The organism is Lentzea sp. NPDC037011, assembly GCF_055607425.1.
In genome coordinates, this window is the sequence record NZ_JBVJRT010000025.1 from 1 (window position 1) to 20,609 (window position 20,609).

The window sequence follows — 20,609 nt, forward strand, 5'->3', positions numbered from 1 at the left end:
TTCACCCAGCGCCGCCACCTCGGCGTCTTCCACGACTCCCTCACCGGCGCACCCGACAACGGCCGCTCCGCCGCACCCTCGTTCGGCACCTACCAGGGCCACGAGTACATGATCTACGAAGCAGGAGACCGGCTCGCGGGCAACATCGCCATCGCACGAGCAATCTGACGGCTTCGTCAGAGCCGCGCCGCGAACACCCACCGGTTGCTCGCCAGCGCGTCGTCGGGCTCCGGTCGCGGACCGCGCCCGAACTCCGCGGTGAAGTCGAACGGGGTCGTCACCCGCGTGACCCAGCCCCTGTTCGCGAGGTCGCCGGCGGAGTCCGGGCGCGGTTCGGCGTCGAACAGCCTGAGCAGGTCGACGCCGATCCGCTGCCTCGCCGCCGAGTACACGGCGCTGGAGCGGACCTCCGGCCGTTCCACGCCGAGCTTGACCTCGAACGCCATCGAGCTGCCCCGCGCGCTCAGCTCGTCGACGACGTCGATCACGCGCCGTTCCGCGTCGCCGGGCAGGTAGAGCAGCAGGCCCTCGGCGAGCCAGACGCTCGGCGCGGCGGGATCGAACCCCGCGTCGCGCAACGACGTCTTCCAGTCGTCGCGCAGGTCGACCGCGATCGGCACCCGGTGTGCGCGTGACCTCGCACCGAGGTCGTCGAGCACGTTCTGCTTGAAGCGCAGCACCGGGTCCTGGTCGAGCTCGAACACCACGCAGCGCCGCGGCCAGCCCAGCCGGAAGGCCCGCGTGTCGAGACCGGCGCCCAGCAGCACCACCTGCCGTGCCCCGGTCTGCGCCGACCGCAGCACGAAGTCGTCGAGCACCCTCGTCCGCAGGCCGAAGTACCGCCCGAGCCTGCCCCACAACGGGTCGTCGTCGCCGTCCGGGACCGCGTCGAGGCGCAGCGGCCAGTCCTCGCAGGTGCCGGCCGCGCGCACGAAGTGCTCGGCGTACTCGTCACGTGCGAGCGAGTCCGGCCGGTGGGTCTCGATGGCACGGGCCGCGGCGACCATGAGGGCGGTGCGCGCGACCCCGTGCTCTACGGTCTGGCTGCCGTGTCCGGTACCCGGCACCTGTCCTGCCTCTCCTGGTCGTGCCGCACCGGCGCCGACCACACGTCCGGGTCGGCCAGCGTCGTCAGCCGGGCGCCGTAGACGGTGGCCATGAACCGCTGGACCGTGTCGTCGGGCAGGTGCAGGCTCGTCGTGCAGTCGGTCAGCACGCTCACGTGGAAACCGTGCTGGAACGCCGTTCGCGCCGTGGTGTCCACGCAGACGTCGGCGTACAGGCCCGCGAACACCAGGTGCTCGACGCCCGTCCGGCGCAGGTGCTCCTCGAAACCGTCGCTGAGGAACGCGTCGAACCGCGCCTGCTTGGTGAACACGCGTTCTCCCGGCAACGGCCGCACCCGGTGGAACTCGGCTCCCCACGTGCCCTCCAGGCACTTGGGACTCTTGCCGAGCACCAGGTCGCGCCGCCGCCAGCTCGGGCCCTGGTGCTCGACGTCGCCGTGGAACCGCACGAACAGCACCTCCACCGCCCGGTTCCTCGCCACGGTGACGGCACGGGCGGCGTTGCCGGCCACCGCGTCCAGCGCGGCGGGATCGCCCCGGTAGCGGGCGGCGACGGCAGGGCCGGTGCAGAAGTCGTTCTGCAGGTCGATGACGACGAGCGCCGTCGTGCTCACGCTTCGCCCGCCGGCACCGGTGCCGCGTGCCGGCCGCGATGACCCGGCTCCCGCAGCAGTTCGAGCACCGCGGCCACCACCTCGCCGGTCGAGTTCCGCCCGCCGAGGTCCGGGGTGCGCACACCCTGGTTCGCCACGGCGGTGAGAGCGCTTTCCGCACGCGCGATCGCACCGGTGGCCCCGGCGTGCCGCTCCGCGATGGCCGCTGCCGCGCGGATCGTCGCCGTCGGGTTGACGATGCCCAGGCCCTCCAGGTCGTCGGCAGAGCCGTGCACCGTCTGGTACTCCACCAGGTTCTGCACGTCGGGGTGCAGGTGGAGGTTCTCGGTGCAGCGGTTCTCCTGGCGCTCGCGGCCCAGCCGGTCGAGCAGGACGACGTGCATGACGTCGGCCCACTCGTTGGACCCGATGACGACGCTGCGGGCGGGCAGTCCGTGCTCGATGATGTTGCGGTTGACCGTGTCCGGCTGCGCCAGCCGCAGGTCCACGCCGTGCCGCGCACCGATGTCGGCCACCCACTCGCCCAGCGCACCGTCGAGCAGGTGGAACTTGTAGGCCATGACGACCTGCCCCAGCGGTTCGCCCGGCCAGTACCGCCTGGCCTGCCGCAGCGCGGCGAGGACGACCTTCTCGGTGATCTCCCTGCTGAAGACCGTGGTGCGGCGCACGACGCCGGGCTCGTGGTGGTTCTCGCCGGTGTAGAAGCCCTGGGCCTGGTCGCGGACCAGGAGCAGCGAGGTGTCCCGGCCGGCGATGAGGTCGACCTTCACCGCCTGCAACCGTTCGCGGACCAGGTACAGCGACTGGGCGTTGATCGCGGTGCGGAAGATCGCGGTCGTGCCCGCGCGTGCCTGTTCGCGGCAGAACTGCTCGTAGTGGTCGGCGTCCTGCCCGGTCAGCAGCCCGACCTCCGCGATCCCGCTCGCCTCCGCCTTGAGGGAGAAGTACGAGTGGTAGAGCCTGGGGGAGCGGACGATGCGGACGTCCCCGAACGTGGTCACGACCCGTTCGAAGACGTCGGCGAGCTCAGGACCGGTGCCGCGGCCGACGGCGAGCCCGATGGTGGGGACCAAGGCGTTCCTCTCCTGCTCGTCGGCCGGTCAGACCCTGCTGGTGACCAGGTGGTCGCCGGGGATGCCGGTCTTCGCGGGGCTGTAGTAGTCCTTGATCCCGGCGACCCAGGTCGACACGGTGATCTCGTCGTCCGGCGTGGGCCCGAAGGCGTCGAACAGCGCGTGGATCGCGTCCTGCTCGAACCCGATCGCGGTCATGAGCGCCAGGAAGACGGGCCGTTCGATGAGCCCGTCGCCGTCCGGGTCGCCCAGGTCGGCGAGCGCCTCGGCGAACTCGCTGATCGTGTGGTCGAACCGCTCCGGCGCCAGCACGCAGGCCGTGAACTCCTCGAAGGTGATCGTGCCGTCGCGGTCGGCGTCCAGTTCGGTGACCAGGGTCTCCCAGTAGCGCTCGAACGCTTCGCGCATCGCGCTCTTGGCCGCCTGGCCTGACTGCGGTGCCGCCGCCACGACGTCGTCCGCCATGATCTCGAAGTCCTCGGCCTGGAGGTGGCCGTCCCCGTTGCGGTCGAAGAGGCTGAAGACGACCGCGACGCGGTCGAGGGCGTTGCTCTGCATTGCTGGACCACTCTTTCCGGGTGAACGTGATCAGGAACCGTGGCGACCGTAGCCCGGAGAAGGCACGCGACTGACCGGTCATGACCGCAAAGTGTGAATTTCGGCTGGAGCCGTCCGAATCCCCCGGATGTGGGTGTTGCTCCCAGGTCGCGGCACATCTGGAGCGCATAGTCGTCGTCGGAGGCGCACTGCCGGGTTCTTCCGTTACTGCGAACGATTCGCCTCGCCGCGGTCGTTCTCCCGATCGGGGGGGCGGCCTGCGACGCACCGTGCAGGCGTAGACCGGCGCCCTTCGGGGTAGAGGAGGTCAAGTTGCGGACAACCCCACCAGTGAAGGGCACACCGATGAGCGACAAGAACGTTCCCGCCGACGCGGCCGAGCAGGCCGGCGCGGTCCGCGAGAAGGCGACCGCCGTGGCCGCTCAGGTGAGCGAGAAGGCGACCGTCATCGCGGGTCAGGTCGGTGAGAAGGCCGGTGCGGTCGCCGAGCAGGTGAGCGGGAAGGCCGGTGCGGTCGCCGAGCAGGTGAGCGGGAAGGCCGGTGCGGTTGCCGAGCAGGTGAGCGGGAAGGCCGGTGCGGTTGCCGAGCAGGTGAGCGGGAAGGCCGGTGCGGTTGCCGAGCAGGTGAGCGGCAAGGCGAGCGCCGTCGCGGGTCAGGTCGGCGAGAAGGTCGGCGTCGTGACCACGCAGGTCGGCGTCACCGCCATCGAGGCGGTCGAGGCGCTGCCCGAGCCCGTGCGGCAGCGGGTCGAGCAGGGTGTCCGGCAGGCCCGGCAGCACCCGGCGGTGGTCGCGGCCGGTGCGGCGGCGCTCGTGCTGGTGCTGTGGAAGCTGCTGCGGCGGGGGCGGTGAACCGCCACTGACACCGAGGCGGAGTTCGGATGGGCTCACCGCCGGGTGCTGCCGGCGGTCACCGCCGCATCGACCGCGAGGTCGGTCACCAGGGTCATCGGCCGTGCCAGCCGCGCGAACGGCGCGACGAGGCCGACCAGCGGCACCGGTGGTGCCTCGTCGTCCGACTCGATCAGGTGCACCACCAGGTCGCGCCGCCGGAACACGGTGGTGCCACCTGAGGCGACGGTGATGCCGGCGAGCCGCCGGGCCAGTTCGCCGGCGTGCCCCGGCAGCGACTCGTACAGGACCGCCCTGCGCGGCAGCCGGCCGGTGCGGCCGTTGCCGGACGCCACCCGCATCACGGCGGTCGCCACGAACCAGCGGAGCCTCGCCTCGTCGGTCGCGTCGCGGTCGTGGACCAGGTGCGGCCGCAGCCGCTGCTCCAGCGCCTGGATGCGGGGTTGCCCCGCCAGGTGCTGGACGGCCTCCGAGGGCGGGCAGGTGATGTCCACGACCCGCACCACGACACGCCCTGCCATGAAGACCGAGGTGCGCTCCAGCGGCGCCCACCCGGTCTCCGGTCCGCGTTCGGGAAGGGCCGTGCACCGGGAGAGGAGCTCGGCCACGACCTCCTCCGACCCGGCCCGCACCGGGAACATCAACGCGTAGCGGTCCACGGTCCGGCTTCCCGTCATGGTGACCGCCGGGAAGCCGCCGCAGTGGCCGCTGAGGAGCCGCTCGTTCATCGGAACAGCACCTGGTCGACCACAGCCGACAGGACGCCGGGACGGGGTGCGGTCGGACTGCGCCACGCGATGAACCCGTCCGGGCGGATCAGGACGGCGCCGTCGTCGGTGATGCCGCAGCGGCGGGCGAGGTCGCCGGTGGGGTCGAGCAGGGTGTCGCCGATGCGGTGGTGTTCGACCCCGGCACCGGAGGAGGTCGCGTCCGGCTGCCAGTCGGCGCCCGTGACGAGCACCAGGCCGCGTCCCATCAGGTCGACTGTGGACAGTGCGGTGCCGTTGTGCTCCAGGGGAACGTGCGGTGCGCGGCAGCCCGGTGCGGCGGTGGGGTGGTCGGGGTCCTCCACCGGGTGCGGAGCGGGGGTGTCGTCCGCGACGAAAGCGCCTTCGGGGTAGGTGTAGCCGAACATCGTCGCCCGTTGGCGGATGGCGCTCTCGCGCGCGTCTCCCGGTTTGCCGTTGACCAGGCCGTACCGCTCGACGGTCAGCGCGGTGGTGTGCCGGGCCACGGGGAGGCGTTCGGTCTCGTAGGTGGCCGGCAGTCCCGGGCCGGCCACGCCGCGGTGGTGCAGGCCGATCTTCCACGCCAGGTTGAAGGCGTCCTGGACAGCGGTGGCCACGCCGAAGGTGCCGACGGGCGGCATGGCGTGAGCGGCGTCGCCTGCGATGAACGCCCTGCCGACGTGCATGCGGTGGGCGACTTGGCCGGAGATCTCCCACGGCGTCTCGGACACGTGGTCGATGACGATCGGCAGGTCGCCGACGCCGATGGCCGTGCGCAGCAGGTGCACGCACCGCTCCTCGGTGAAGTCGGCGACGTCGTCACCCGGACGCAGGGAGACGGCGAACCGCCACCGCTTCGCGCCGTCGATGGACGTGAGGAACCCGTGCACGGCGGGGCTGCGCACGGTCAGCGCCACGATCTTGCGCCCGTCCAGCGGCTCGCGGAGGTCGGCGTCGAAGTAGATGTTGACCTTGCGAGCCAGGAGGTCCGAGCTGTCCTGCCCGACGCCGAGCATGCGGCGGACGGGACTGTGCGCGCCGTCCGCCACGACGAGGTGATCGGCGCGCACACGTTCTTCCCGCCCGGTGCGGTGGTCGCGCACCACCGCGACGACACCGTCGGGCCCGTTGTCCACCGCCACCACCTCCTGGTGGTAGCGCACGTCCGCGCCGGTCTCGACGGCGTGTGCGCGCAGCAGTGGTTCGAGCTGGTTCTGGTCGATCGCGGCCCACCGGCAGGGGCTCAGCGAGTCGGGGCCGGTGTCGAGGCGGTTGGGCAGCCGCAGCAGTTCCGGGCCCGCCACGGTCTCGGCATGGGCGACGACGGTGTGGTCGGCGATCGGTGACCGCACCTGCCCGATGGCCTCCTCCAGGCCCACGGCCCGGTAGAGCTCCATCGTGCGCGGGTTGAGCGCACGGGCCCTGGGATCGGTCGACGGTTCGGGGTGGCGCTCCACCAGCACGGTCGGCACGCCGTACCAGGAGAGGAACACGGCGGCGGACAGGCCGGTCACGCCGCCGCCCGCGATCAGCACGGGAACGTCAGACATGGCGCTCCCACCGGTAGAACTCCTGCGCCATCGCATCCTTGGGCTCACGCCACGTGTCGGGGTCGTAGGCGGAGACGAACGGGCTCAGCTCCTCGCTGATCCGCCGGAAGCGGGGGTCGTCGCGATGCGCGCTCACCGCCTCGGGCAACGGGCGGTCGCTCTCCACCAGGTGCAGGTAGAGCTCGCCGAACCGGAACAGGCTGCGCCCTCGCACGCCGAGCGCGGTGGGCAGGCCGGAGTGGTCGTCGGAGCCGGCGAACACGGCGGCGACCTCGTCCGCGGCCTCGGGCACCATGCGGGCGACGATCAGTGTGCGGTGCACGCGACCTCCTCGACCTTCCGCTTGATCAAGGACATCTGGACGCGGCTGTTGGCGTTGATGCGCTTGGTCATCGCGGCGTCGTCCACGGGGGCGTCGGGTTTCATCGCGAAGTCCTGCACCCAGCGCATGCGCACGCCCGTGTCCAGCTGTTCGTAGGTCCAGCGGATGTGCATCCGCTCGAACGGCCCGGTCTCGACGCGCCGGGCGGTGACCGTCCTGGTGGCCCGGTCCGCGACGCGCTCGGACACCCAGCTCCACACCCGGCCTGCCTCGTCCGGGTGCATGGTGAGGCGGAACAGCACGCGGTCACCGTCGCGTTCGAGCACCTCGGCCGAGGCGTACTCGCTGAACAGCTCCGGCCAGTGCTCGACGTCGTTGGTGCGTTCCCACACCAGCTCCATCGGCGCGTCGATGACGATCTCGTTCTCGGTGTGCCCGCTCATCCTCAGGCCCTCCCCGGCAGCAGGGCCAGCAGTTCGCGCGGCGACTGGTGCGTCAGCAGCTCGGCGTCCTTGGACACGCCGTGGTCGCGTTGCAGCTCGGCCAGCACGCCCATCACGCCCAGGGAGTCCACGCCGAGGTCGTCGAAGGTGCGGCCGGGGTCCGTGACCTGCTCGCTCGTCACGGGAACCCCGGTGCACCGGCTGATCAGCGCTGCCAGGTCGTCGGGGGAAAGTCGGGTGTCCACGTCACACACCTCCGATGGTCGGTGATTCCGGGTGGCGCAGCACGAGCGCCGAGTTCCCGCCGTACACGCCGCGGGACAGCACCAGGACGGTGCACAGGTCGACCGGACGTGCGGCGCCGGTGACCAGGTCGAGGTCGAACCGGCAGTCGCGCACGCCGGGGGTGGGCGGCACGAGGCCGTGTTCGAGGGCCAGCACCGCGGCGGCGACGTCGAGCACGGCCGCTGCGGCGTAGCAGCGCCCGTACCCGGCTTTGGGCGCGGTCACCGGCACCCGGTTCGCGCGCTCGCCCAGCAGCAGGTGCAGCGCCTCGGCTTCGGCGGCGTCGGCACACGGGTCGGCCATCGCGTCGAGGAACACCGCGTCCACGTCGTCGGGGGTCAGCCCCGCCTCGGCCAGCGCGCCCGTGGCGGCCCGCAGCAGTCCCTGCGCCGACCGGTCGAACCGCCGCCGGCCGGTGTAGGTCGCGCCGTGCCCCGCCACCACCGCTTTCACGGTGGCGCCCCGCTGGTGCGCGGCGCCGGCGTCCTCCACGACGAGGATGGCACCGCCCTCGGCCGGTGCGAACCCGCCGGCCCGCTCGGTGAACGGCTGGTAGGCCGCTGCCGGGTCACCGGACGTGCTGAGCAGCCCCAGCCCGAGCTGGCAGCACATCGCGTACGGGCAGAACGGGGCCTCCGCGCCGCCGACGAGCATGGCCCGCGCGCCTCGGCGCAGCTCACCGCCGGCAGCGGCGAGGACGTCCAGGCCGCCCGCCTCGTCGGCGACCAGCACCCCGGACGGGCCGCGCAGGCCGTTGCCGATGGAGACCTGACCGGAGCACGCGGCGTAGAACCAGGCGATCGACTGGTAGGGGCCCACGTGCGCGGGACCGTTCCGCCACAGCCGTTCGATCTCCCGCTGGCCGAACTCCACACCGCCGCTGTAGCTGGCCGTCATCACGCCGAACTCGAAGGGGTCCACCTCCGCCGGGTGCAGCGCGGCGTCGCGCAGCGCCAGGTCGGCGGCGGCGAGGGCGAAGTGGGTGAACCGGTCGGTCTGCACGGTGATCCGCGGGTCGACCCACCCGGCCGGTTCGAACCCGGTCACCTCGCCCGCCACGGTGACCGGGTAGGGGTTGGGCTCGAACCGCCCGATCGGTGCCAGCGCCAGCTGCCCGTCCCGCACGGCGGCCCAGAACTCGCCGACCCCGAGTCCGTTCGGGGCGATCACACCGAGACCGGTCACGACGGGCGCCGGACCGGTGGTCGCGGGGCTCACGGCCGTCCCGCTCTCGTCAGCACCACCGCGGACTGGAACCCGCCGAAGCCGCTGCCGACCGACAGCACCACGTCCAGCCGGCGTTCCCTGGCGGTGTGCGGCACGTAGTCCAGGTCGCACTCGGGGTCCGGCGTGTCCAGGTTGGCGGTCGGCGGGACCACGCCGTGGACGAGGGCCAGCGCGCAGGCGGCCAGCTCGATGGAGCCGATCGCGCCCAGCGAGTGGCCGATCATCGACTTGATCGAGCTGACCGGCACCTGGTGCGCGCGCTCGCCCAGCAGCCGGTGGAACGCGGCGGTCTCGTGCCGGTCGTTCTGCCGGGTGCCGGAGCCGTGCGCGTTGATGTAGCCGATCTCCTCTGACGCCACCCCGGCGTGGTACAGCGCGCGCCGCGCGGCCTCGGCCATCTCGACGCCCTCCGTCGTCAGGCCGGTCATGTGGTGGGCGTTGCTGCGGGTGGCGAACCCCTCGACCTGCGCCAGCACCTCCGCGCCCCGGCGGCGGGCGTGGCCGAGCTCCTCCAGCACCAGCACGGCCGCGCCCTCACCGAGCACGAACCCGTCCCGGTCGCGGTCGAACGGGCGGGCCGCGTGCGCGGGGTCGTCGTTGCGCGTCGAGGTCGCGCGGATCGCGTCGAAACACGCCACCGTGATCGGTGAGATGGGGGATTCCGAGGCTCCCGCCACCACCACGTCGGCCCGGCCGTCCTCGATGAGGCGGGCGCCGTGGCCCACCGCGTCCAGTCCGGCCGTGCACCCGGTCGACACCGTCCGCACCGGCCCGCAGGCGCCGACCCGGTCGGCGACCTCCGCGGCCAGCGCGGCGGGGGACAGGGCGCAGTGCAGGAACGGCGAGGCCGCGCCCGCGTCGACCACCCACTGCTGCCCGCGGCGCGAGGTGGCCACGTAGTCCTGCTCCAGCAGCGTCGTGCCGCCCACGGCGGACCCCATGCAGACACCCAGCCGCCACGGGTCGGTGACGGGCACCTGCGCCTGTCGCCACGCCTCGTCGGCGGCAACGGCGGCGAACTGGACGTAGCGGTCCATCCGGGCGATCTCCGCGGCGGTCAGGCCCGCGTGCACCGGGTCGAAGTCGCACTCGGCGGCGATCCTCGACCGGAACTCCTCCGCGGCGAACAGGGTGATCGGCCGGGTGGTGGTGCGCCCGGACGTGATCAGCTCCCAGAAGGCCTTCGTCCCGATGCCGCCCGGTGCCACCACCCCCAGGCCGGTGACCGCCACCCGGCGCGTCACGACTCGTGCTCCGTGTCCACGTGCCCCAGCTCCGGCCGGGGCGCCAACGGGGACAGCTGGAACACCACGCGGGCCGGTGACGTCCCGGGGTTGCGGAGGCGGTGCCGCACCCCGATCGGCACCAGGATCGCCTGGTCCGTGCGCACCTCGTGCGGCACGTCGTCCAGGTCCAGCACCACAGAACCCTCGACGACGTAGAGGAACTCCTCGGAGTACGGGTGGTAGTGCTCGTTCACCTGTTCGCCCGGCCCGACCAGCACGACACCCATGAACCCGGAGGTGGCACCGACCGTCGCGGGGCCGAGCAGGACGCGGATGTCGCCACCGCGGCGGGTGTTGGGCGCGGCGTCGTCCTGGCTGACCGCGCGGTGGAGCTGGCCGGTCATGCCACCGCCCCCACCACGCGGTCGGTCACCAGCGACATCGGGCAGGCCTGGTGCACCAGCGGCGCCAGCCTGTCGGCGAGCGGCACGACAGGCATGCCGTTCGAGGACTCCACGAGGTGCACGACCATGTCCCTTCGTAGGAAAACCGTTGTGCCGCAGTCAGAATCCGACCCCGCGGAGGCGAGCAGCCGAGCCACCTCACCGGCCCGGCCCGGCAACGCCCGGTAGAACGCCGCCGCACGGGGCAGGTGACCGGGACTGCCGTCGCGGGAGGCGACCAGGCGCATGACCGAGCCGGCCAGGAAACGCCGCCTGCCGTCGTCGTCGGACAGGTCGCGGTCCTGCACCAGGTGTGGCCGCAACCGCTGCTCCACGGCCTGGATCTGCGGCTGCACGGCCAAGTGCCGGATCGCCTCCCCCGGCGGGCAGGTGATGTCCACGACCCGCACCACCACCGGCCCGACCATGAAGACCGACGTGCGGCTCAGCAGCGGGCGCGCGGCCTGCGGCCGGCCGGGCGGGGGTCCGGCGTAACCGGCCAGGATCTCGGCCACCGCCGCCTCCGACTCCGGGCGCACCGGGAACGTCAACGCATAGCGGTTCACGACTTCGCCTCCAGCAGTTGTCGTACGGCTTCGGTGCCCTGCGCGGTGGTCAGGCGGACGTGGTAGCGCGAGGACTCCCGCGTCGTCGCGCACGCGACCAGCGGGGCCGCCAGCCGCCGGTGGTCGGCGCCGCGCTCCCACGCGTGGAAGTGCGCGGCGCTCGACCACTCGCTGGTGATCATCCAGTCCTCCGGGTCGTCCTCGGACTGGCACAGCTGGTCGCCGAGGTAGCCCTCCACTTGCGACACCTGGAACCTGATCCCCCGGTAGGCGTCGAGGAAGCGGTCCTGCTCCGCTTCCGGGACCCGCAGGCGGAAGACCACCCGCAGCCGGTCGCGTTCGGATGTCTGGTGCTCCGCCGTCGACACCATCTCGTCTCCTCAGTGTGCACAGGATGAACGGGCAACCGCGTAGTCACCGAGCGTTGATCTGCCTGCGCCCGCCAGCAAGCCGGGGTCGGGCGTCAGGCGGAAGATCCACCCGATCGAGAGGACAAACCTCGGGATTCGGTCAGGAAGCCGGGTCCGGCTCGGAGGCGATCCGGCAGGCGTGCGAGGCCACCTCGCGCTCCACGCCCTCGGCGCGCAGCATCCGGAGGCACGTCCTGACGTCTTCCCTCTTGCCCGTCTTCGCGATCTTGCACGCCTTGAGCACGTTGCTGGTCGCCTCGTGCCCGTTCTCCATCACGTGGTCGATGCAGATGCCGGGGTCGGCCTGGGCGGGCGGCCCGATGAACGAGAACAAAGCCGTGGCGGTGAACACCATGCCGGTCAGACCGGCCGCTCGGGACAAACGCGACATCGGGTCGTCCTCTCCTGATCGCGCCGAACACGGCGCTGCGCCGACACCCGGCCGGGCGCCGGTCGCCATCGAGTACCTCAGGACGCGTCCGACAAGCCGATCCGGCCGGCCCAGCCCTCGATCGAGCGCAACGCCGCCCGTTCGAGGGAGGACGCTCCTCGCGGCGTGCGCGGCGGGTTGATCACCACCGCGTTCGGCAGCCCGATCGAGCACGGAATCCACTGCACGGGTGGGGGTTGCCGACGACGGCGGGAACCACTGTCCCAAGAGGATCGAGTGCCAGAGGATGAGCGACAGCACCGCGAGGTGCACCAGGTCCGGTCGCTGCGAAGGACCACCGGGGTGGGGCCGTGCTGGAACGTTTTCCCGCCACCGCAAGGGTTGCCGCAGCGCGGCTGAACGAGCACGCCCCGAGCACCGGGACCCCGTCGCTCAGGACGAGGGTGCGGGCTGTGCGCCGGGACCGGGCTGGGCCCGGATGTCCCCGATGTCGCCGACCTGGTGCCCCTCACCGCAGCGGATCTCGGTGCCGACCGGTGCGCCGCAGTCGCGGTGGGTCAGCACGACCGTGGGCCCGTCCGGGCTGGGCAGCCAGCGGTCGGCCCAGGTGAGCAGGCTGATGATCGCCGCGGCCAGGTCCCGCCCCTTGCCGGTGAGCCGGTACTCGTGCCGGCCGCGGGAGCCGGCGTCGTGGTAGGCGACCTTGGTCAGGATGTCCTGGGCGGTCAGCTCCCGCAGCCGGGCCGACAGCACGCCGCGGGTCATGCCGGTGTGGCGCAGGAAGTCGTCGAAGCGGCGGGTGCCGTAGAACGCCTCCCGCACGATCTGCCCTGCGCTGCGCGGCACGAGCACGTCCAGGGCGCGTTGCGCGGAGTCCGGGTCGAGCCGCCACGCCTCGCGGTCCCACCGCAGCTCGCGCGCGTCGTCGGCGGACTGCGCCTGCTGTGCGGCGGTGGCACCGGTCTGGTCGGGCTGCATGCGCGCACTCTGTCACAGGCGGCGTGCGCTACCTTGCTGAGTATGGTCAACAGTACTCAGCCCGTGCGGCGGTTCGTGGCGCTGGGCGACAGCCTCACCGAGGGAGTGGGCGACCCCCGCCCGGACGGGAGCCTGCGGGGCTGGGCGGACGTCCTGGCCGGCGAGTTCGACCACGCCTGGCCCGGCCTGCGGTACGACAACCTCGCCGTGCGCGGGTGGTGCGCGCGGCACGTGCTGGAACACCAGGTAGAGCCCGCACTGCGGCTGAAGCCCGACCTGGTCAGCGTCATGGTCGGCGCCAACGACGCGTTCGACCGGATCGGCTTCGACAGCACGGCGGTCGGCCGCGCGCTGTCCGACACCGTGGCCGCCCTGCGCGACGGTGGCGCCCGCGTGATCATGGCGACCCTGCCCGACATCACCCGCCGCTGGCCGGGACCCGCGAACCTGCACCAGGCGACGCGCTCGCGGTTCCGGCACGTCAACGACCTCGTGCGCACGATCGCGGACCAGCACGACGCGGTCATGCACGACCTGTGGCACGACGAGCGCACCTACGCGCCGCGCATGTGGTCCATCGACCGCGTCCACCCCGGCACCCACGGCCACGCGGGCATCGCCCACACCTTCGCCGAGCTCCTCGTCGGCCGCGCCCGCACGCCCTGGCTCCCCGCCGGACCACCGGTCAGCGCGGCACAGCGGCTGGCCGAGGTCCGTTCGCTGTACGCCATCGTCCGGTCCGACTTCCGCCGCAGCCTGCCCAGCCAGCTCCCACGCGGCCGGTGGGACGCGATCGGCCCGGGCCACTTGACGGGACCGTAGACTGTTGAATTGAAGAATTCTTCAAGTCGACAGGTCGTGGGCCGGTGAACGAGTTCGAGGACAACCTGCTCCTGCGCGTCGAGCAGGCGCAGAGCGCGGTGCGCAGGGCGGTGGAGCAGCAGGACGAGTACGCCGCCGAGATGCACGCGGCAGATCTGGCCAACCTGCGGCGCCTGGCCGCCGAGCACGGTGTGGCGGTCGACGCGCCGCGGGAGGGATGAGCGGTGCCCGTTCCGCTGTACCAGGCGAAGGCGGAGTTCTTCCGCATGCTCGGCCACCCGGTGCGCATCCGGGTGTTGGAACTCCTCCAGGACGGTCCCCAGGCCGTGCGCGACCTGCTGGCCGAGATCGAGGTGGAGCCGTCCAACCTGTCCGCCCAGCTGGCCGTGCTGCGCAGGTCCGGCATCGTCACGGCGACGCGTGAGGGTTCGACCGTGGTGTACGCGCTCGCCGGTGCCGACGTGGCCGATCTGATGAAGGCCGCGCGGCGGATCCTGACCGAGCTGCTGGTGGGGCAGAACGAGCTGCTGGAGCAGCTGCGCGAGAACTCCGCGTGAGAACCTTCCTGCCCGCCAAGGCGGACTGGTCGGCCGCGGCACCTCGGGATCTCGTCGCGGGGTTGACGGTCGCGGTGGTGGCGTTGCCGCTGGCGCTGGGGTTCGGCGTGGCGTCGGGGCTGGGTGCGGCCGCGGGGCTGGCGACGGCCGTCGTCGCGGGGGCGCTGGCGGCCGTGTTCGGCGGGTCGAGCCTGCAGGTCTCCGGTCCCACCGGTGCGATGACGGTGGTGCTGGTGCCGATCGTGGCGGAGTTCGGTCCGGGCGGGGTGCTGACCGTCGGGCTGATGGCGGGGGTGTTGCTGCTCGTGCTGGCGGCGGCCAGGGCCGGGCGGTACATGCGGTACGTGCCGGCTCCGGTGGTCGAGGGCTTCACCATCGGCATCGCGGCGGTGATCGCGCTGCAACAGGTGCCCGCCGCTCTGGGTGTTCAGGCCGGGGGCGGGCACAACGTCGTGGTCGGCGCCGTGCGCGCGTTCGGCTCCGGGCCGTCCTGGCCCGCCGCCGCGTTGGCCGGGGGAGTGGCCGTGGTCATGCTCCTCGGCGCACGGTGGAAGCCGGCGATCCCGTTCTCGCTCCTGGCGGTCGCGCTGGGCACGGAGGTCGCGGAGCTGTGGTCCCTGCCCGTGGCGCGGATCGGTGCGCTACCGGCGTTCCTGCCAGCACCTTCACTGTCCTTTGTGGATGTGACGGCGCTGTGGTCGCTGCTGCCGTCGGCGGTGGCCGTGGCGGCGCTGGCCGCGTTGGAGAGCCTGCTGTCCGCGACGGTCGCCGACGGCATGAGCGTGAACCAGCGGCACGACCCGGACCGCGAGCTGTTCGGCCAGGGCATCGCGAACGTCGTCGCACCCGTCTTCGGTGGCGTGCCGGCCACCGCGGCCATCGCGCGCACGGCGGTCAACGTCCGGTCCGGTGCCGGCTCACGACTGGCGGCCCTCGTGCACGCCGTGACGCTCGCCGTGATCATGCTGGCGGCCGCACCCGTGGTCGGGCGGGTGCCGCTGGCCGTGCTGGCCGGTGTGCTGATCGCCACCGCGGTGCGCATGGTCGAGGTCGGCTCGGTGCGGGTGCTGATGCGCGCCAACCGGTCCGACGCCGTCGTGCTCGCCCTCACGGCGGTCGCGACGCTGGTCCTCGACCTCGTCACCGCCGTGATCCTCGGCCTGGTGGTCGCCGGTGCCTTCGCGTTGCGCGCCGTCGCCCGGTCGGTCCGGGTCGACGAGGAACCGCTCGAACCCGGTGACCACGCCGAGGAGGAGCACGCTCTGCTCGCCGAGCACATCGTCGCCTACCGGCTCGACGGGCCGCTGTTCTTCGCCGCCGCGCACCGGTTCCTGCTGGAGCTGACCGAGATCGCCGAGGTCTCGGTGGTGGTGCTGCGCCTGTCCCACGTGTCCACGATGGACGGAACGGGTGCGCTGGTGCTGCGCGACGCCGTGGAGCGGCTGGAACGCCGGGGCATCACGGTGCTGCTGTCCGGAGTGCGGGAGGAGCACCGCCGGCAGCTCGAAACCCACGGGGTGCGCATGTTCGCGACCACTCCCGAGGCCATCGAGCACGCGCGTGGCCTGCTGCACGGCAACGGAACGCTACCGAGCTGACCTCCGCTGGTTCCGGCGTCCCTGCGCCACCATGAGCGGGATCGCGCGTAGCCCGAAACGCGGGAAGACGTCACCGAACCGGGCCAGCGCCCCACGCCACTTCGGAACGGTGACGACCGGCCGCGGCTTGTCGAGCACACGGGCCACAGCGGCGGCGATGTCGGCGGGCTGCAACAGCGTGCCGGAGAACGACAACGCCGCCGACGGGTCGTCCAGCTTGTCGTAGAGCATCGGCGTCCAGATGCCGTCCGGGCAGATGCACGAGATGTCGACGTCCCGCACGCCCGCCATCCGCAGGTCGGCGAGGGCGCTGAGGCTGAAGCCAATGGCCGCGTGCTTGGAGGCCGCGTACACCGCCTCGCCCGCGACGGCCGTGATGCCCGCCAGCGACACGATGTTCACGACGTGCCCGCCACCGTGACCGCGCATGGCCTCGATGGCGGCCACGGTTCCGTTGATGGTTCCGAGAGTGTTGACCTCGATCATCAGCCTGCGGGTGGCGGCGTCCTGCTCCCACGCCGGCCCGGTCACCAGCACTCCCGCGTTGTTGACCCACACGTCGAGCCGGCCCGCGCGGGCCACGATGTCGTCGCGCGCCGCTTCCACCGCCTCGTGGTCGCGCACGTCGAGCACCCGTGCCGCGGCACCGATCTCGGCGGCCGTCGCGGTCGCGGTGGCCTCGTCGACGTCCGTCACCAGCACCGTGTAGCCGCGTTGCACCAGCATCTTCGCCACGAGCTTGCCCACGCCGCGCCCGGCACCGGTGACGACCGCGCCCCTCATCGCAGACCCGCCGGGGTCTTCTCCCTGATCATCGAGTCGTACCGGTCCAGCACCGCCATCGCTCACTCCCACCCGGTTCGGTTCACGCCACCGTAGGCGGTGAGCGGTGGAGCAGGGACCCTGAACCGTTCGGGCTAAAGATCGGCATTCGACGGGCTTGCGGCACTCTGCGGTGACGTGGCCATCACTCCTCCTGACCCGGACGACATCACCAGCGCGGCGGACTTCGTGGCCGGCCTGCGCCGGCTGCGGCAGTGGTCGGGGTACACGTTCCGCCAGCTGGAAGGCAAGGCCGCGGCGGTCGGCGACGTGCTGCCGTCGAGCACCACCGCGACGGCGCTCAACCGCTCCTCCCTGCCCCGCGAACAGCTGGTGTCCGCATTCGTCCGCGCCTGCGGTCTCGACGACGACGCCGTGCGGAAGTGGCTCGACGCCCGTCAGCGCCTCGCGACGGGCATCGAGCCACCTCCCCCTGTTCCCACTCCTCGCAAACGGCGCAGGTTCGTGGTGCCGCTGGCGATCGGGTTCGTGGTGGTGATCGCCGTGACGGCCACCTTCCTGCTGTGGCCGACGGGTCCGCGCAACGGCCGCTCCCTGTTGAAGGTCGGCGACCTGTGCGTGGGCGAGGGCCGCGAGCGCAACGGCCGGACGGACCGCGAGCTGGCGGTGCTGCGCCCGTGCGAGGGCGTCGTGCCCGAGACGTCGCTGACCGAGGTCGCACCGGACACGTTCCAGATCGAGTGGTTCCACCCCAGGCACGGCGTGGGCTGCCTGGGCGTGGACGACGCGAAGCTGGAGGCGGAGGCGCTGGTGTCACCGCACAACTGCACGGGCGCGGCGCACCAGCGCTTCCTGTTCGAGGCCGACGACGACGGCGGTTACCGCCTCCGGCCCGTGCACAGCGGTCTGTGCATCGGGGTGCTGGGCGGCCCGTCGGACCTCGTCGCCGGCTCCGAGCTCGCCCAGCAACACTGCTCCGGCGAGGAGGACCAGCGGTTCACGCTGGTCAGCACCTGACCGCGGACCCGCCGCCCACGAGGTTCTCGTCCCACACCCAGCCGGCCACCGGCTGGTCGACGACGCGCACCCAGGTCCAGGTGTTGCCCGCGCTGTTCGTGACGTAGCAGTGGTAGTGCAGGTTGACCGTGTTGTCGACGTACCCGTCGATGCTGCAGCCCGAGTAGGGGCCGGCGGACCGGATCGGGATGCTCGACTTGGCCGCACGGCCTCGGTTGAAGGTGTCCTTCGCCGAGTGCGAGTGCTGGCTGCACGCCAGCGCGCCGACGTCGGACGCGGAAGCCGAAACCGGGATCGCGACACCACCGGCGGCGAGCGCCGCGATGGCGAACAAAGCCTTGAACGAAGCCATGACCAACCTTCCGTGAGTCGAACCGAACGGCCTCAACCCTCGGACCGGAAGATCGGTCGGCACAACGGAAACGCCTGTTCGGAACAGTTCCGAACAGGCGTTCCCGGCCGGGGCCGCTACCTGACGACCCGGTACCGCAGGTGGTCGACGGCGGGGGAGTGGTGCGTCTCGACGCGTTCGAGCCTGATCGCGGAGCCGAGCGCGCCGAACAGCGGTGTGCCGCCGCCGACGAGCAACGGGACCACGTGCACGAAGATCTCGTCGACCAGTCCGAGCGGCAGCGCCTGCTGCATCACCGTGGCGCCGTGCAGACCGACCCACCGGTCGCCGGCCGCCTCCTGGGCCTGCTCGATCGCGCTCGCCACGCCGTCGGTGACGAAGGTGTAGCCGGGGTGCTCCTCCGCCGGCGCGGTGTGGGTCACGACGAAGCTCTGACAGCCGGGGACCGGGCCGCTGGGACCCCACGCGTCCACGGTCTTGTCGAACGACGTGCGGCCCATCACCACGGCGCCGCAGAGGGCGACCGCCTCCTCGAGGTACCGGCGGTCCGCGTCGGCCGGGTCCTCGAACAGCCAGTCGTGCAGGCTGCCGGCACCGTCGCCGAACGGGTTGTCGCGACTGGCACCGGGACCGGTGACGTAGCCGTCGAGCGAGATCGACATGTCGCAGATGACGAGTCCCATGGTTCGTGTCCTTCCGCCTCAACCGTGCTCTCGCGGACACGTCGAACGGGCGGAGGTCTTTTCGACAGCCCGAGGACGTTCAGGAACCCCGCCGCTCCAGCCAGTCCAGGATCGCCGCCGTGGTCTCCTCCGGCTTCTCCTGCTGGATCCAGTGGCCGGAGTCGAGGCTGACCACCTCCGCACCGGGCACGAAGTCGGTCAGGTTCTCCAACCTCGCGACCGCGTCCCGATCGCCGTAGATCATGAGCGCCGGCTGGTGGACGACCGGGTCGGCCTCTCCCAGCAGATGCCAGTCGCGGTCGAGGTTGCGGTACCAGTTGACGCTGCCGGTGAAGCCCGTCGACTCGAACGCGGCCACGTAGACGGCCAGCTCGTCGTCGCTCAGCAGCGGCTCGCCGAGCGGCGTCTCCTGCCGGGCGAGGTCGATCAGCGCCATGCCCGGTCGCGGCGCCCTGGGCGGCTCGTTCTTGCGGTAGAGGTTGCGCAGGAACCGGTGCGTGTTCGCGTCGAACACGGCGTCCGCCACGCCCGGCTGCCGGGTGAAGTGGACGAAGTAGAAGTCGGGCCCGAGCACCTCCTCCACGACCTCGACCCACGGCCGGTCGCCGCGCACCTGGTAGGGCAGGCTGAGGCCGACCACCCCGTTCACCCGCTTCGGGTGCAGCAGGGCCAGCCCCCAGACGACGAACGAGCCCCAGTCGTGCCCGACGAACGTGGCGTCCTCGTAGCCGAAGTGGTCGAGGAGCGCGACGAGGTCACCCGTCAGGTGCGCGATGTCGTAGTCCGCCACCCCCGCAGGCCGTGACGAGCGGCCGTACCCCCGCTGGTTCGGGACGATGACGTGGTACCCGGCTTCGGCGAGGGCGGGCATCTGGTGGCGCCACGAGAAGGCGTGCTCCGGCCAGCCGTGGCAGAGCACGATCGGCTTGCCCGCGTTGTGCCGGCCTGCTTCGAAGACTTCGAGCTCCACGCCGTTGACCGGGATCAGGGTGGGCTCGGGGAACGCGGTCGGTGAGGTCATGCGGCGATCCTGCTGACCGAAACCGGTCATCCCGTGACCGCTTTCCGTGGAAACCTGTCCGGCGTGCGAACCGACCGGCTGGTGGCCGTCCTCCTGCTGCTGCAACGCCGTGGGCAGGTGACCGCGGCGGAGGTAGCGCGCGAGCTGGAGGTCTCCGAACGCACCGCCCGCCGCGACCTCGACGCCCTGGCCGTGGCCGGCATACCCCTGTACTCCACGCAGGGCCGTGGCGGCGGCTGGCGCCTGGTGGGCGGCGCCCGCACCGACCTGTCCGGCCTGACCGCGGGGGAGGCCCGCGCCCTGTTCCTGGTCGCCGGGCCGGCCTCGGTCGCGACCCCGGCCGTGAAAACAGCCCTGCGCAAGCTCGTGCACGCCCAGCCGGAACCGTTCCGCGTGCAGGCCGAGGCGGCGGCGTCGTCGATGGTCGTGGACCCGCGGCACTGGGGGTCGGGCTCGTTCCCGCCACCACCTCGTTCCCTCGACGCGCTCCAGGACGCGGTGATCCGCGGCCTCCAGGTGCGCCTCGGTTACGTCGACCGCGAGCAGGCGCCGACCGAACGGACCGTCCACCCGCTGGGCATCGTCGCCAAAGGACAGTCGTGGTACCTCGTCGCCCACACCGAGGCCGGTCGGCGGACCTTCCGGGTCGATCGGGTGACGTCGGTCGACGTGACCGGCGAACCCGCGCACCGACCGGTGGACTTCGACCTCGCCGAGAGCTGGCGCGAGATCGCCGACGAGGTCGATCGCAAGCGGGCACCCCTGGAGGTGCGGGCGGTGTGCGTGCCTGGTGCGGTGGGCGTGCTCCGGATCGCCTTCGGTGGCCGGCTGGAAGTGGGAGGGGCTGCCGCGGACGGCCGGGTGGAGGTCGTGATCCGCGGACGGGACGAGCACGTGGTGGCCGGTGAGCTCGCGGGGCTGGTCGAGTGGGTGGAGGTGACCGGTCCCGCGGGCGTGCGGGAGCACCTGGCCGGGATCGGCAGGACGCTGGTCTCGCGGTACGGGTGAGCGGTGAGATCCGGTCGGTGCACGCGCCGGACGAC

28 protein-coding genes are annotated in these 20,609 nt (G+C 72.2%); 7 read left to right on the top strand and 21 right to left on the bottom strand.

What is annotated here, in order from left to right:
- Nucleotides 1–176: 176 nt before the first annotated feature.
- Genes ACZ7CH_RS39880 through ACZ7CH_RS39895 form a run of 4 tightly spaced genes read right to left on the bottom strand, consistent with a single transcriptional unit; the run spans nucleotide 177 to nucleotide 3,312 of the window.
- The gene (locus ACZ7CH_RS39880) at nucleotides 177–1,067 is read right to left on the bottom strand and encodes a class I SAM-dependent methyltransferase (RefSeq protein WP_360401020.1); all 891 of its coding nucleotides are present in this window, start codon (nucleotides 1,065–1,067) and stop codon (nucleotides 177–179) included.
- Nucleotides 1,034–1,681, bottom strand: a complete 648-nt coding sequence (locus ACZ7CH_RS39885; RefSeq protein ID WP_470376340.1) for a cysteine hydrolase family protein — start codon at nucleotides 1,679–1,681, stop codon at nucleotides 1,034–1,036. The genes ACZ7CH_RS39880 and ACZ7CH_RS39885 overlap by 34 nt, the downstream gene beginning before the upstream one ends.
- Nucleotides 1,678–2,754, bottom strand: coding sequence for an isocitrate/isopropylmalate family dehydrogenase (locus ACZ7CH_RS39890; protein ID WP_470376341.1), 1,077 nt, complete (start codon nucleotides 2,752–2,754; stop codon nucleotides 1,678–1,680). Before ACZ7CH_RS39890 ends, ACZ7CH_RS39885 begins: the two co-directional genes overlap by 4 nt.
- Before the next feature lie 27 nt (nucleotides 2,755–2,781).
- Nucleotides 2,782–3,312, bottom strand: coding sequence for an EF-hand domain-containing protein (locus ACZ7CH_RS39895; RefSeq protein WP_360401029.1), 531 nt, complete (start codon nucleotides 3,310–3,312; stop codon nucleotides 2,782–2,784).
- A 345-nt stretch (nucleotides 3,313–3,657) separates the two neighbouring features.
- On the opposite strand from ACZ7CH_RS39895, the gene ACZ7CH_RS39900 reads away from it, so the two are divergent.
- Nucleotides 3,658–4,164: a hypothetical protein gene (locus ACZ7CH_RS39900; protein ID WP_470376342.1), complete on the top strand. Its 507-nt coding sequence runs from the start codon at nucleotides 3,658–3,660 to the stop codon at nucleotides 4,162–4,164.
- A gap of 35 nt (nucleotides 4,165–4,199) precedes the next feature.
- On the opposite strand, the gene ACZ7CH_RS39905 is transcribed toward ACZ7CH_RS39900, so the two are convergent.
- From ACZ7CH_RS39905 to ACZ7CH_RS39965, 13 genes are all read right to left on the bottom strand, one after another.
- Nucleotides 4,200–4,892 (bottom strand): SchA/CurD-like domain-containing protein, encoded by a 693-nt coding sequence (locus tag ACZ7CH_RS39905; protein WP_360401035.1) that lies wholly within the window; start codon nucleotides 4,890–4,892, stop codon nucleotides 4,200–4,202.
- Nucleotides 4,889–6,442 carry an FAD-dependent monooxygenase gene (locus ACZ7CH_RS39910; protein WP_470376343.1) on the bottom strand — a complete coding sequence of 518 codons (1,554 nt, stop codon included), beginning with the start codon at nucleotides 6,440–6,442 and terminating at the stop codon, nucleotides 4,889–4,891. Before ACZ7CH_RS39910 ends, ACZ7CH_RS39905 begins: the two co-directional genes overlap by 4 nt.
- Nucleotides 6,435–6,764 carry a TcmI family type II polyketide cyclase gene (locus ACZ7CH_RS39915; protein ID WP_360401041.1) on the bottom strand — a complete coding sequence of 110 codons (330 nt, stop codon included), beginning with the start codon at nucleotides 6,762–6,764 and terminating at the stop codon, nucleotides 6,435–6,437. Before ACZ7CH_RS39915 ends, ACZ7CH_RS39910 begins: the two co-directional genes overlap by 8 nt.
- Nucleotides 6,749–7,207 carry an SRPBCC family protein gene (locus ACZ7CH_RS39920; RefSeq protein ID WP_360401044.1) on the bottom strand — a complete coding sequence of 153 codons (459 nt, stop codon included), beginning with the start codon at nucleotides 7,205–7,207 and terminating at the stop codon, nucleotides 6,749–6,751. Before ACZ7CH_RS39920 ends, ACZ7CH_RS39915 begins: the two co-directional genes overlap by 16 nt.
- Before the next feature lie 2 nt (nucleotides 7,208–7,209).
- On the bottom strand, nucleotides 7,210–7,452 hold the full coding sequence (locus ACZ7CH_RS39925) for an acyl carrier protein (protein ID WP_360401047.1): 243 nt from the start codon (nucleotides 7,450–7,452) through the stop codon (nucleotides 7,210–7,212).
- Nucleotide 7,453: 1 nt separating this feature from the next.
- A complete protein-coding gene (locus ACZ7CH_RS39930) occupies nucleotides 7,454–8,710 on the bottom strand; it encodes a beta-ketoacyl synthase N-terminal-like domain-containing protein (RefSeq protein ID WP_360401050.1) in 1,257 nt (418 codons plus the stop codon).
- Nucleotides 8,707–9,963, bottom strand: a complete 1,257-nt coding sequence (locus tag ACZ7CH_RS39935) for a beta-ketoacyl-[acyl-carrier-protein] synthase family protein (RefSeq protein WP_360401053.1) — start codon at nucleotides 9,961–9,963, stop codon at nucleotides 8,707–8,709. Before ACZ7CH_RS39935 ends, ACZ7CH_RS39930 begins: the two co-directional genes overlap by 4 nt.
- Entirely contained in the window at nucleotides 9,960–10,349 is a 390-nt protein-coding gene (locus ACZ7CH_RS39940; RefSeq protein ID WP_360401056.1) for a cupin domain-containing protein, read from the bottom strand. Before ACZ7CH_RS39940 ends, ACZ7CH_RS39935 begins: the two co-directional genes overlap by 4 nt.
- Nucleotides 10,346–10,954 carry a SchA/CurD-like domain-containing protein gene (locus tag ACZ7CH_RS39945; protein WP_360401059.1) on the bottom strand — a complete coding sequence of 203 codons (609 nt, stop codon included), beginning with the start codon at nucleotides 10,952–10,954 and terminating at the stop codon, nucleotides 10,346–10,348. Before ACZ7CH_RS39945 ends, ACZ7CH_RS39940 begins: the two co-directional genes overlap by 4 nt.
- The gene (locus ACZ7CH_RS39950) at nucleotides 10,951–11,325 is read right to left on the bottom strand and encodes an antibiotic biosynthesis monooxygenase family protein (protein ID WP_360401062.1); all 375 of its coding nucleotides are present in this window, start codon (nucleotides 11,323–11,325) and stop codon (nucleotides 10,951–10,953) included. Before ACZ7CH_RS39950 ends, ACZ7CH_RS39945 begins: the two co-directional genes overlap by 4 nt.
- Before the next feature lie 139 nt (nucleotides 11,326–11,464).
- A complete protein-coding gene (locus ACZ7CH_RS39955) occupies nucleotides 11,465–11,755 on the bottom strand; it encodes a hypothetical protein (RefSeq protein ID WP_458432107.1) in 291 nt (96 codons plus the stop codon).
- A gap of 77 nt (nucleotides 11,756–11,832) precedes the next feature.
- Complete coding sequence (locus tag ACZ7CH_RS39960) at nucleotides 11,833–11,982, bottom strand: hypothetical protein (RefSeq protein ID WP_458432108.1); 150 nt, start codon at nucleotides 11,980–11,982, stop codon at nucleotides 11,833–11,835.
- Between the two features lie 205 nt (nucleotides 11,983–12,187).
- On the bottom strand, nucleotides 12,188–12,733 hold the full coding sequence (locus tag ACZ7CH_RS39965) for a winged helix-turn-helix transcriptional regulator (RefSeq protein ID WP_458432109.1): 546 nt from the start codon (nucleotides 12,731–12,733) through the stop codon (nucleotides 12,188–12,190).
- Between the two features lie 42 nt (nucleotides 12,734–12,775).
- On the opposite strand from ACZ7CH_RS39965, the gene ACZ7CH_RS39970 reads away from it, so the two are divergent.
- The 4 genes from ACZ7CH_RS39970 to ACZ7CH_RS39985 are packed head-to-tail and all read left to right on the top strand — an operon-like array spanning nucleotide 12,776 to nucleotide 15,710.
- Complete coding sequence (locus ACZ7CH_RS39970; protein WP_470376344.1) at nucleotides 12,776–13,555, top strand: SGNH/GDSL hydrolase family protein; 780 nt, start codon at nucleotides 12,776–12,778, stop codon at nucleotides 13,553–13,555.
- 44 nt (nucleotides 13,556–13,599) lie between these two features.
- Nucleotides 13,600–13,776 carry a hypothetical protein gene (locus tag ACZ7CH_RS39975; protein ID WP_360401077.1) on the top strand — a complete coding sequence of 59 codons (177 nt, stop codon included), beginning with the start codon at nucleotides 13,600–13,602 and terminating at the stop codon, nucleotides 13,774–13,776.
- Nucleotides 13,777–13,779: 3 nt separating this feature from the next.
- Complete coding sequence (locus tag ACZ7CH_RS39980) at nucleotides 13,780–14,112, top strand: ArsR/SmtB family transcription factor (protein ID WP_360401080.1); 333 nt, start codon at nucleotides 13,780–13,782, stop codon at nucleotides 14,110–14,112.
- Nucleotides 14,109–15,710: a SulP family inorganic anion transporter gene (locus tag ACZ7CH_RS39985; protein WP_470376345.1), complete on the top strand. Its 1,602-nt coding sequence runs from the start codon at nucleotides 14,109–14,111 to the stop codon at nucleotides 15,708–15,710. Before ACZ7CH_RS39980 ends, ACZ7CH_RS39985 begins: the two co-directional genes overlap by 4 nt.
- Here ACZ7CH_RS39985 and ACZ7CH_RS39990 read toward each other — a convergent pair.
- On the bottom strand, nucleotides 15,699–16,493 hold the full coding sequence (locus ACZ7CH_RS39990) for an SDR family oxidoreductase (protein ID WP_470376346.1): 795 nt from the start codon (nucleotides 16,491–16,493) through the stop codon (nucleotides 15,699–15,701). The genes ACZ7CH_RS39985 and ACZ7CH_RS39990 overlap by 12 nt on opposite strands.
- A 177-nt stretch (nucleotides 16,494–16,670) precedes the next feature.
- Here ACZ7CH_RS39990 and ACZ7CH_RS39995 point away from each other — a divergent pair, with 177 nt between their 5' ends.
- Nucleotides 16,671–17,510, top strand: coding sequence for an RICIN domain-containing protein (locus ACZ7CH_RS39995; RefSeq protein WP_470376347.1), 840 nt, complete (start codon nucleotides 16,671–16,673; stop codon nucleotides 17,508–17,510).
- Here the strand turns inward: ACZ7CH_RS39995 and ACZ7CH_RS40000 are convergent.
- The 3 genes from ACZ7CH_RS40000 to ACZ7CH_RS40010 all read right to left on the bottom strand — a co-directional run bounded on the left by ACZ7CH_RS40000 (nucleotide 17,500) and on the right by ACZ7CH_RS40010 (nucleotide 19,566).
- Nucleotides 17,500–17,862 (bottom strand): hypothetical protein, encoded by a 363-nt coding sequence (locus ACZ7CH_RS40000; protein WP_360401092.1) that lies wholly within the window; start codon nucleotides 17,860–17,862, stop codon nucleotides 17,500–17,502. The two genes, ACZ7CH_RS39995 and ACZ7CH_RS40000, sit on opposite strands and share 11 nt — an antisense overlap.
- Nucleotides 17,863–17,978: 116 nt before the next feature.
- Nucleotides 17,979–18,545, bottom strand: coding sequence for a dihydrofolate reductase family protein (locus tag ACZ7CH_RS40005; protein WP_470376348.1), 567 nt, complete (start codon nucleotides 18,543–18,545; stop codon nucleotides 17,979–17,981).
- A 79-nt stretch (nucleotides 18,546–18,624) separates the two neighbouring features.
- Nucleotides 18,625–19,566 (bottom strand): alpha/beta fold hydrolase, encoded by a 942-nt coding sequence (locus ACZ7CH_RS40010; protein WP_360401098.1) that lies wholly within the window; start codon nucleotides 19,564–19,566, stop codon nucleotides 18,625–18,627.
- 63 nt (nucleotides 19,567–19,629) lie between these two features.
- Between ACZ7CH_RS40010 and ACZ7CH_RS40015 the strand changes: the two genes are divergently transcribed.
- Entirely contained in the window at nucleotides 19,630–20,574 is a 945-nt protein-coding gene (locus ACZ7CH_RS40015) for a helix-turn-helix transcriptional regulator (protein ID WP_470376349.1), read from the top strand.
- Nucleotides 20,575–20,609 lie beyond the last annotated feature (35 nt).

Bases quoted from the DNA above. Each gene is read 5' to 3' on its own strand.
- ACZ7CH_RS39955 (WP_458432107.1), bottom strand. From the start codon at position 11,755: ATGTCGCGTTTGTCCCGAGCGGCCGGTCTGACCGGCATGGTGTTCACC.
- ACZ7CH_RS39900 (WP_470376342.1), top strand. From the start codon at position 3,658: ATGAGCGACAAGAACGTTCCCGCCGACGCGGCCGAGCAGGCCGGCGCG.
- ACZ7CH_RS39970 (WP_470376344.1), top strand. From the start codon at position 12,776: ATGGTCAACAGTACTCAGCCCGTGCGGCGGTTCGTGGCGCTGGGCGAC.
- ACZ7CH_RS39990 (WP_470376346.1), bottom strand. From the start codon at position 16,493: ATGAGGGGCGCGGTCGTCACCGGTGCCGGGCGCGGCGTGGGCAAGCTC.
- ACZ7CH_RS39965 (WP_458432109.1), bottom strand. From the start codon at position 12,733: ATGCAGCCCGACCAGACCGGTGCCACCGCCGCACAGCAGGCGCAGTCC.
- ACZ7CH_RS39940 (WP_360401056.1), bottom strand. From the start codon at position 10,349: ATGACCGGCCAGCTCCACCGCGCGGTCAGCCAGGACGACGCCGCGCCC.
- ACZ7CH_RS40010 (WP_360401098.1), bottom strand. From the start codon at position 19,566: ATGACCTCACCGACCGCGTTCCCCGAGCCCACCCTGATCCCGGTCAAC.
- ACZ7CH_RS39895 (WP_360401029.1), bottom strand. From the start codon at position 3,312: ATGCAGAGCAACGCCCTCGACCGCGTCGCGGTCGTCTTCAGCCTCTTC.
- ACZ7CH_RS40000 (WP_360401092.1), bottom strand. From the start codon at position 17,862: ATGGCTTCGTTCAAGGCTTTGTTCGCCATCGCGGCGCTCGCCGCCGGT.
- ACZ7CH_RS39920 (WP_360401044.1), bottom strand. From the start codon at position 7,207: ATGAGCGGGCACACCGAGAACGAGATCGTCATCGACGCGCCGATGGAG.
- ACZ7CH_RS40005 (WP_470376348.1), bottom strand. From the start codon at position 18,545: ATGGGACTCGTCATCTGCGACATGTCGATCTCGCTCGACGGCTACGTC.
- ACZ7CH_RS39905 (WP_360401035.1), bottom strand. From the start codon at position 4,892: ATGAACGAGCGGCTCCTCAGCGGCCACTGCGGCGGCTTCCCGGCGGTC.
- ACZ7CH_RS39950 (WP_360401062.1), bottom strand. From the start codon at position 11,325: ATGGTGTCGACGGCGGAGCACCAGACATCCGAACGCGACCGGCTGCGG.
- ACZ7CH_RS39910 (WP_470376343.1), bottom strand. From the start codon at position 6,442: ATGTCTGACGTTCCCGTGCTGATCGCGGGCGGCGGCGTGACCGGCCTG.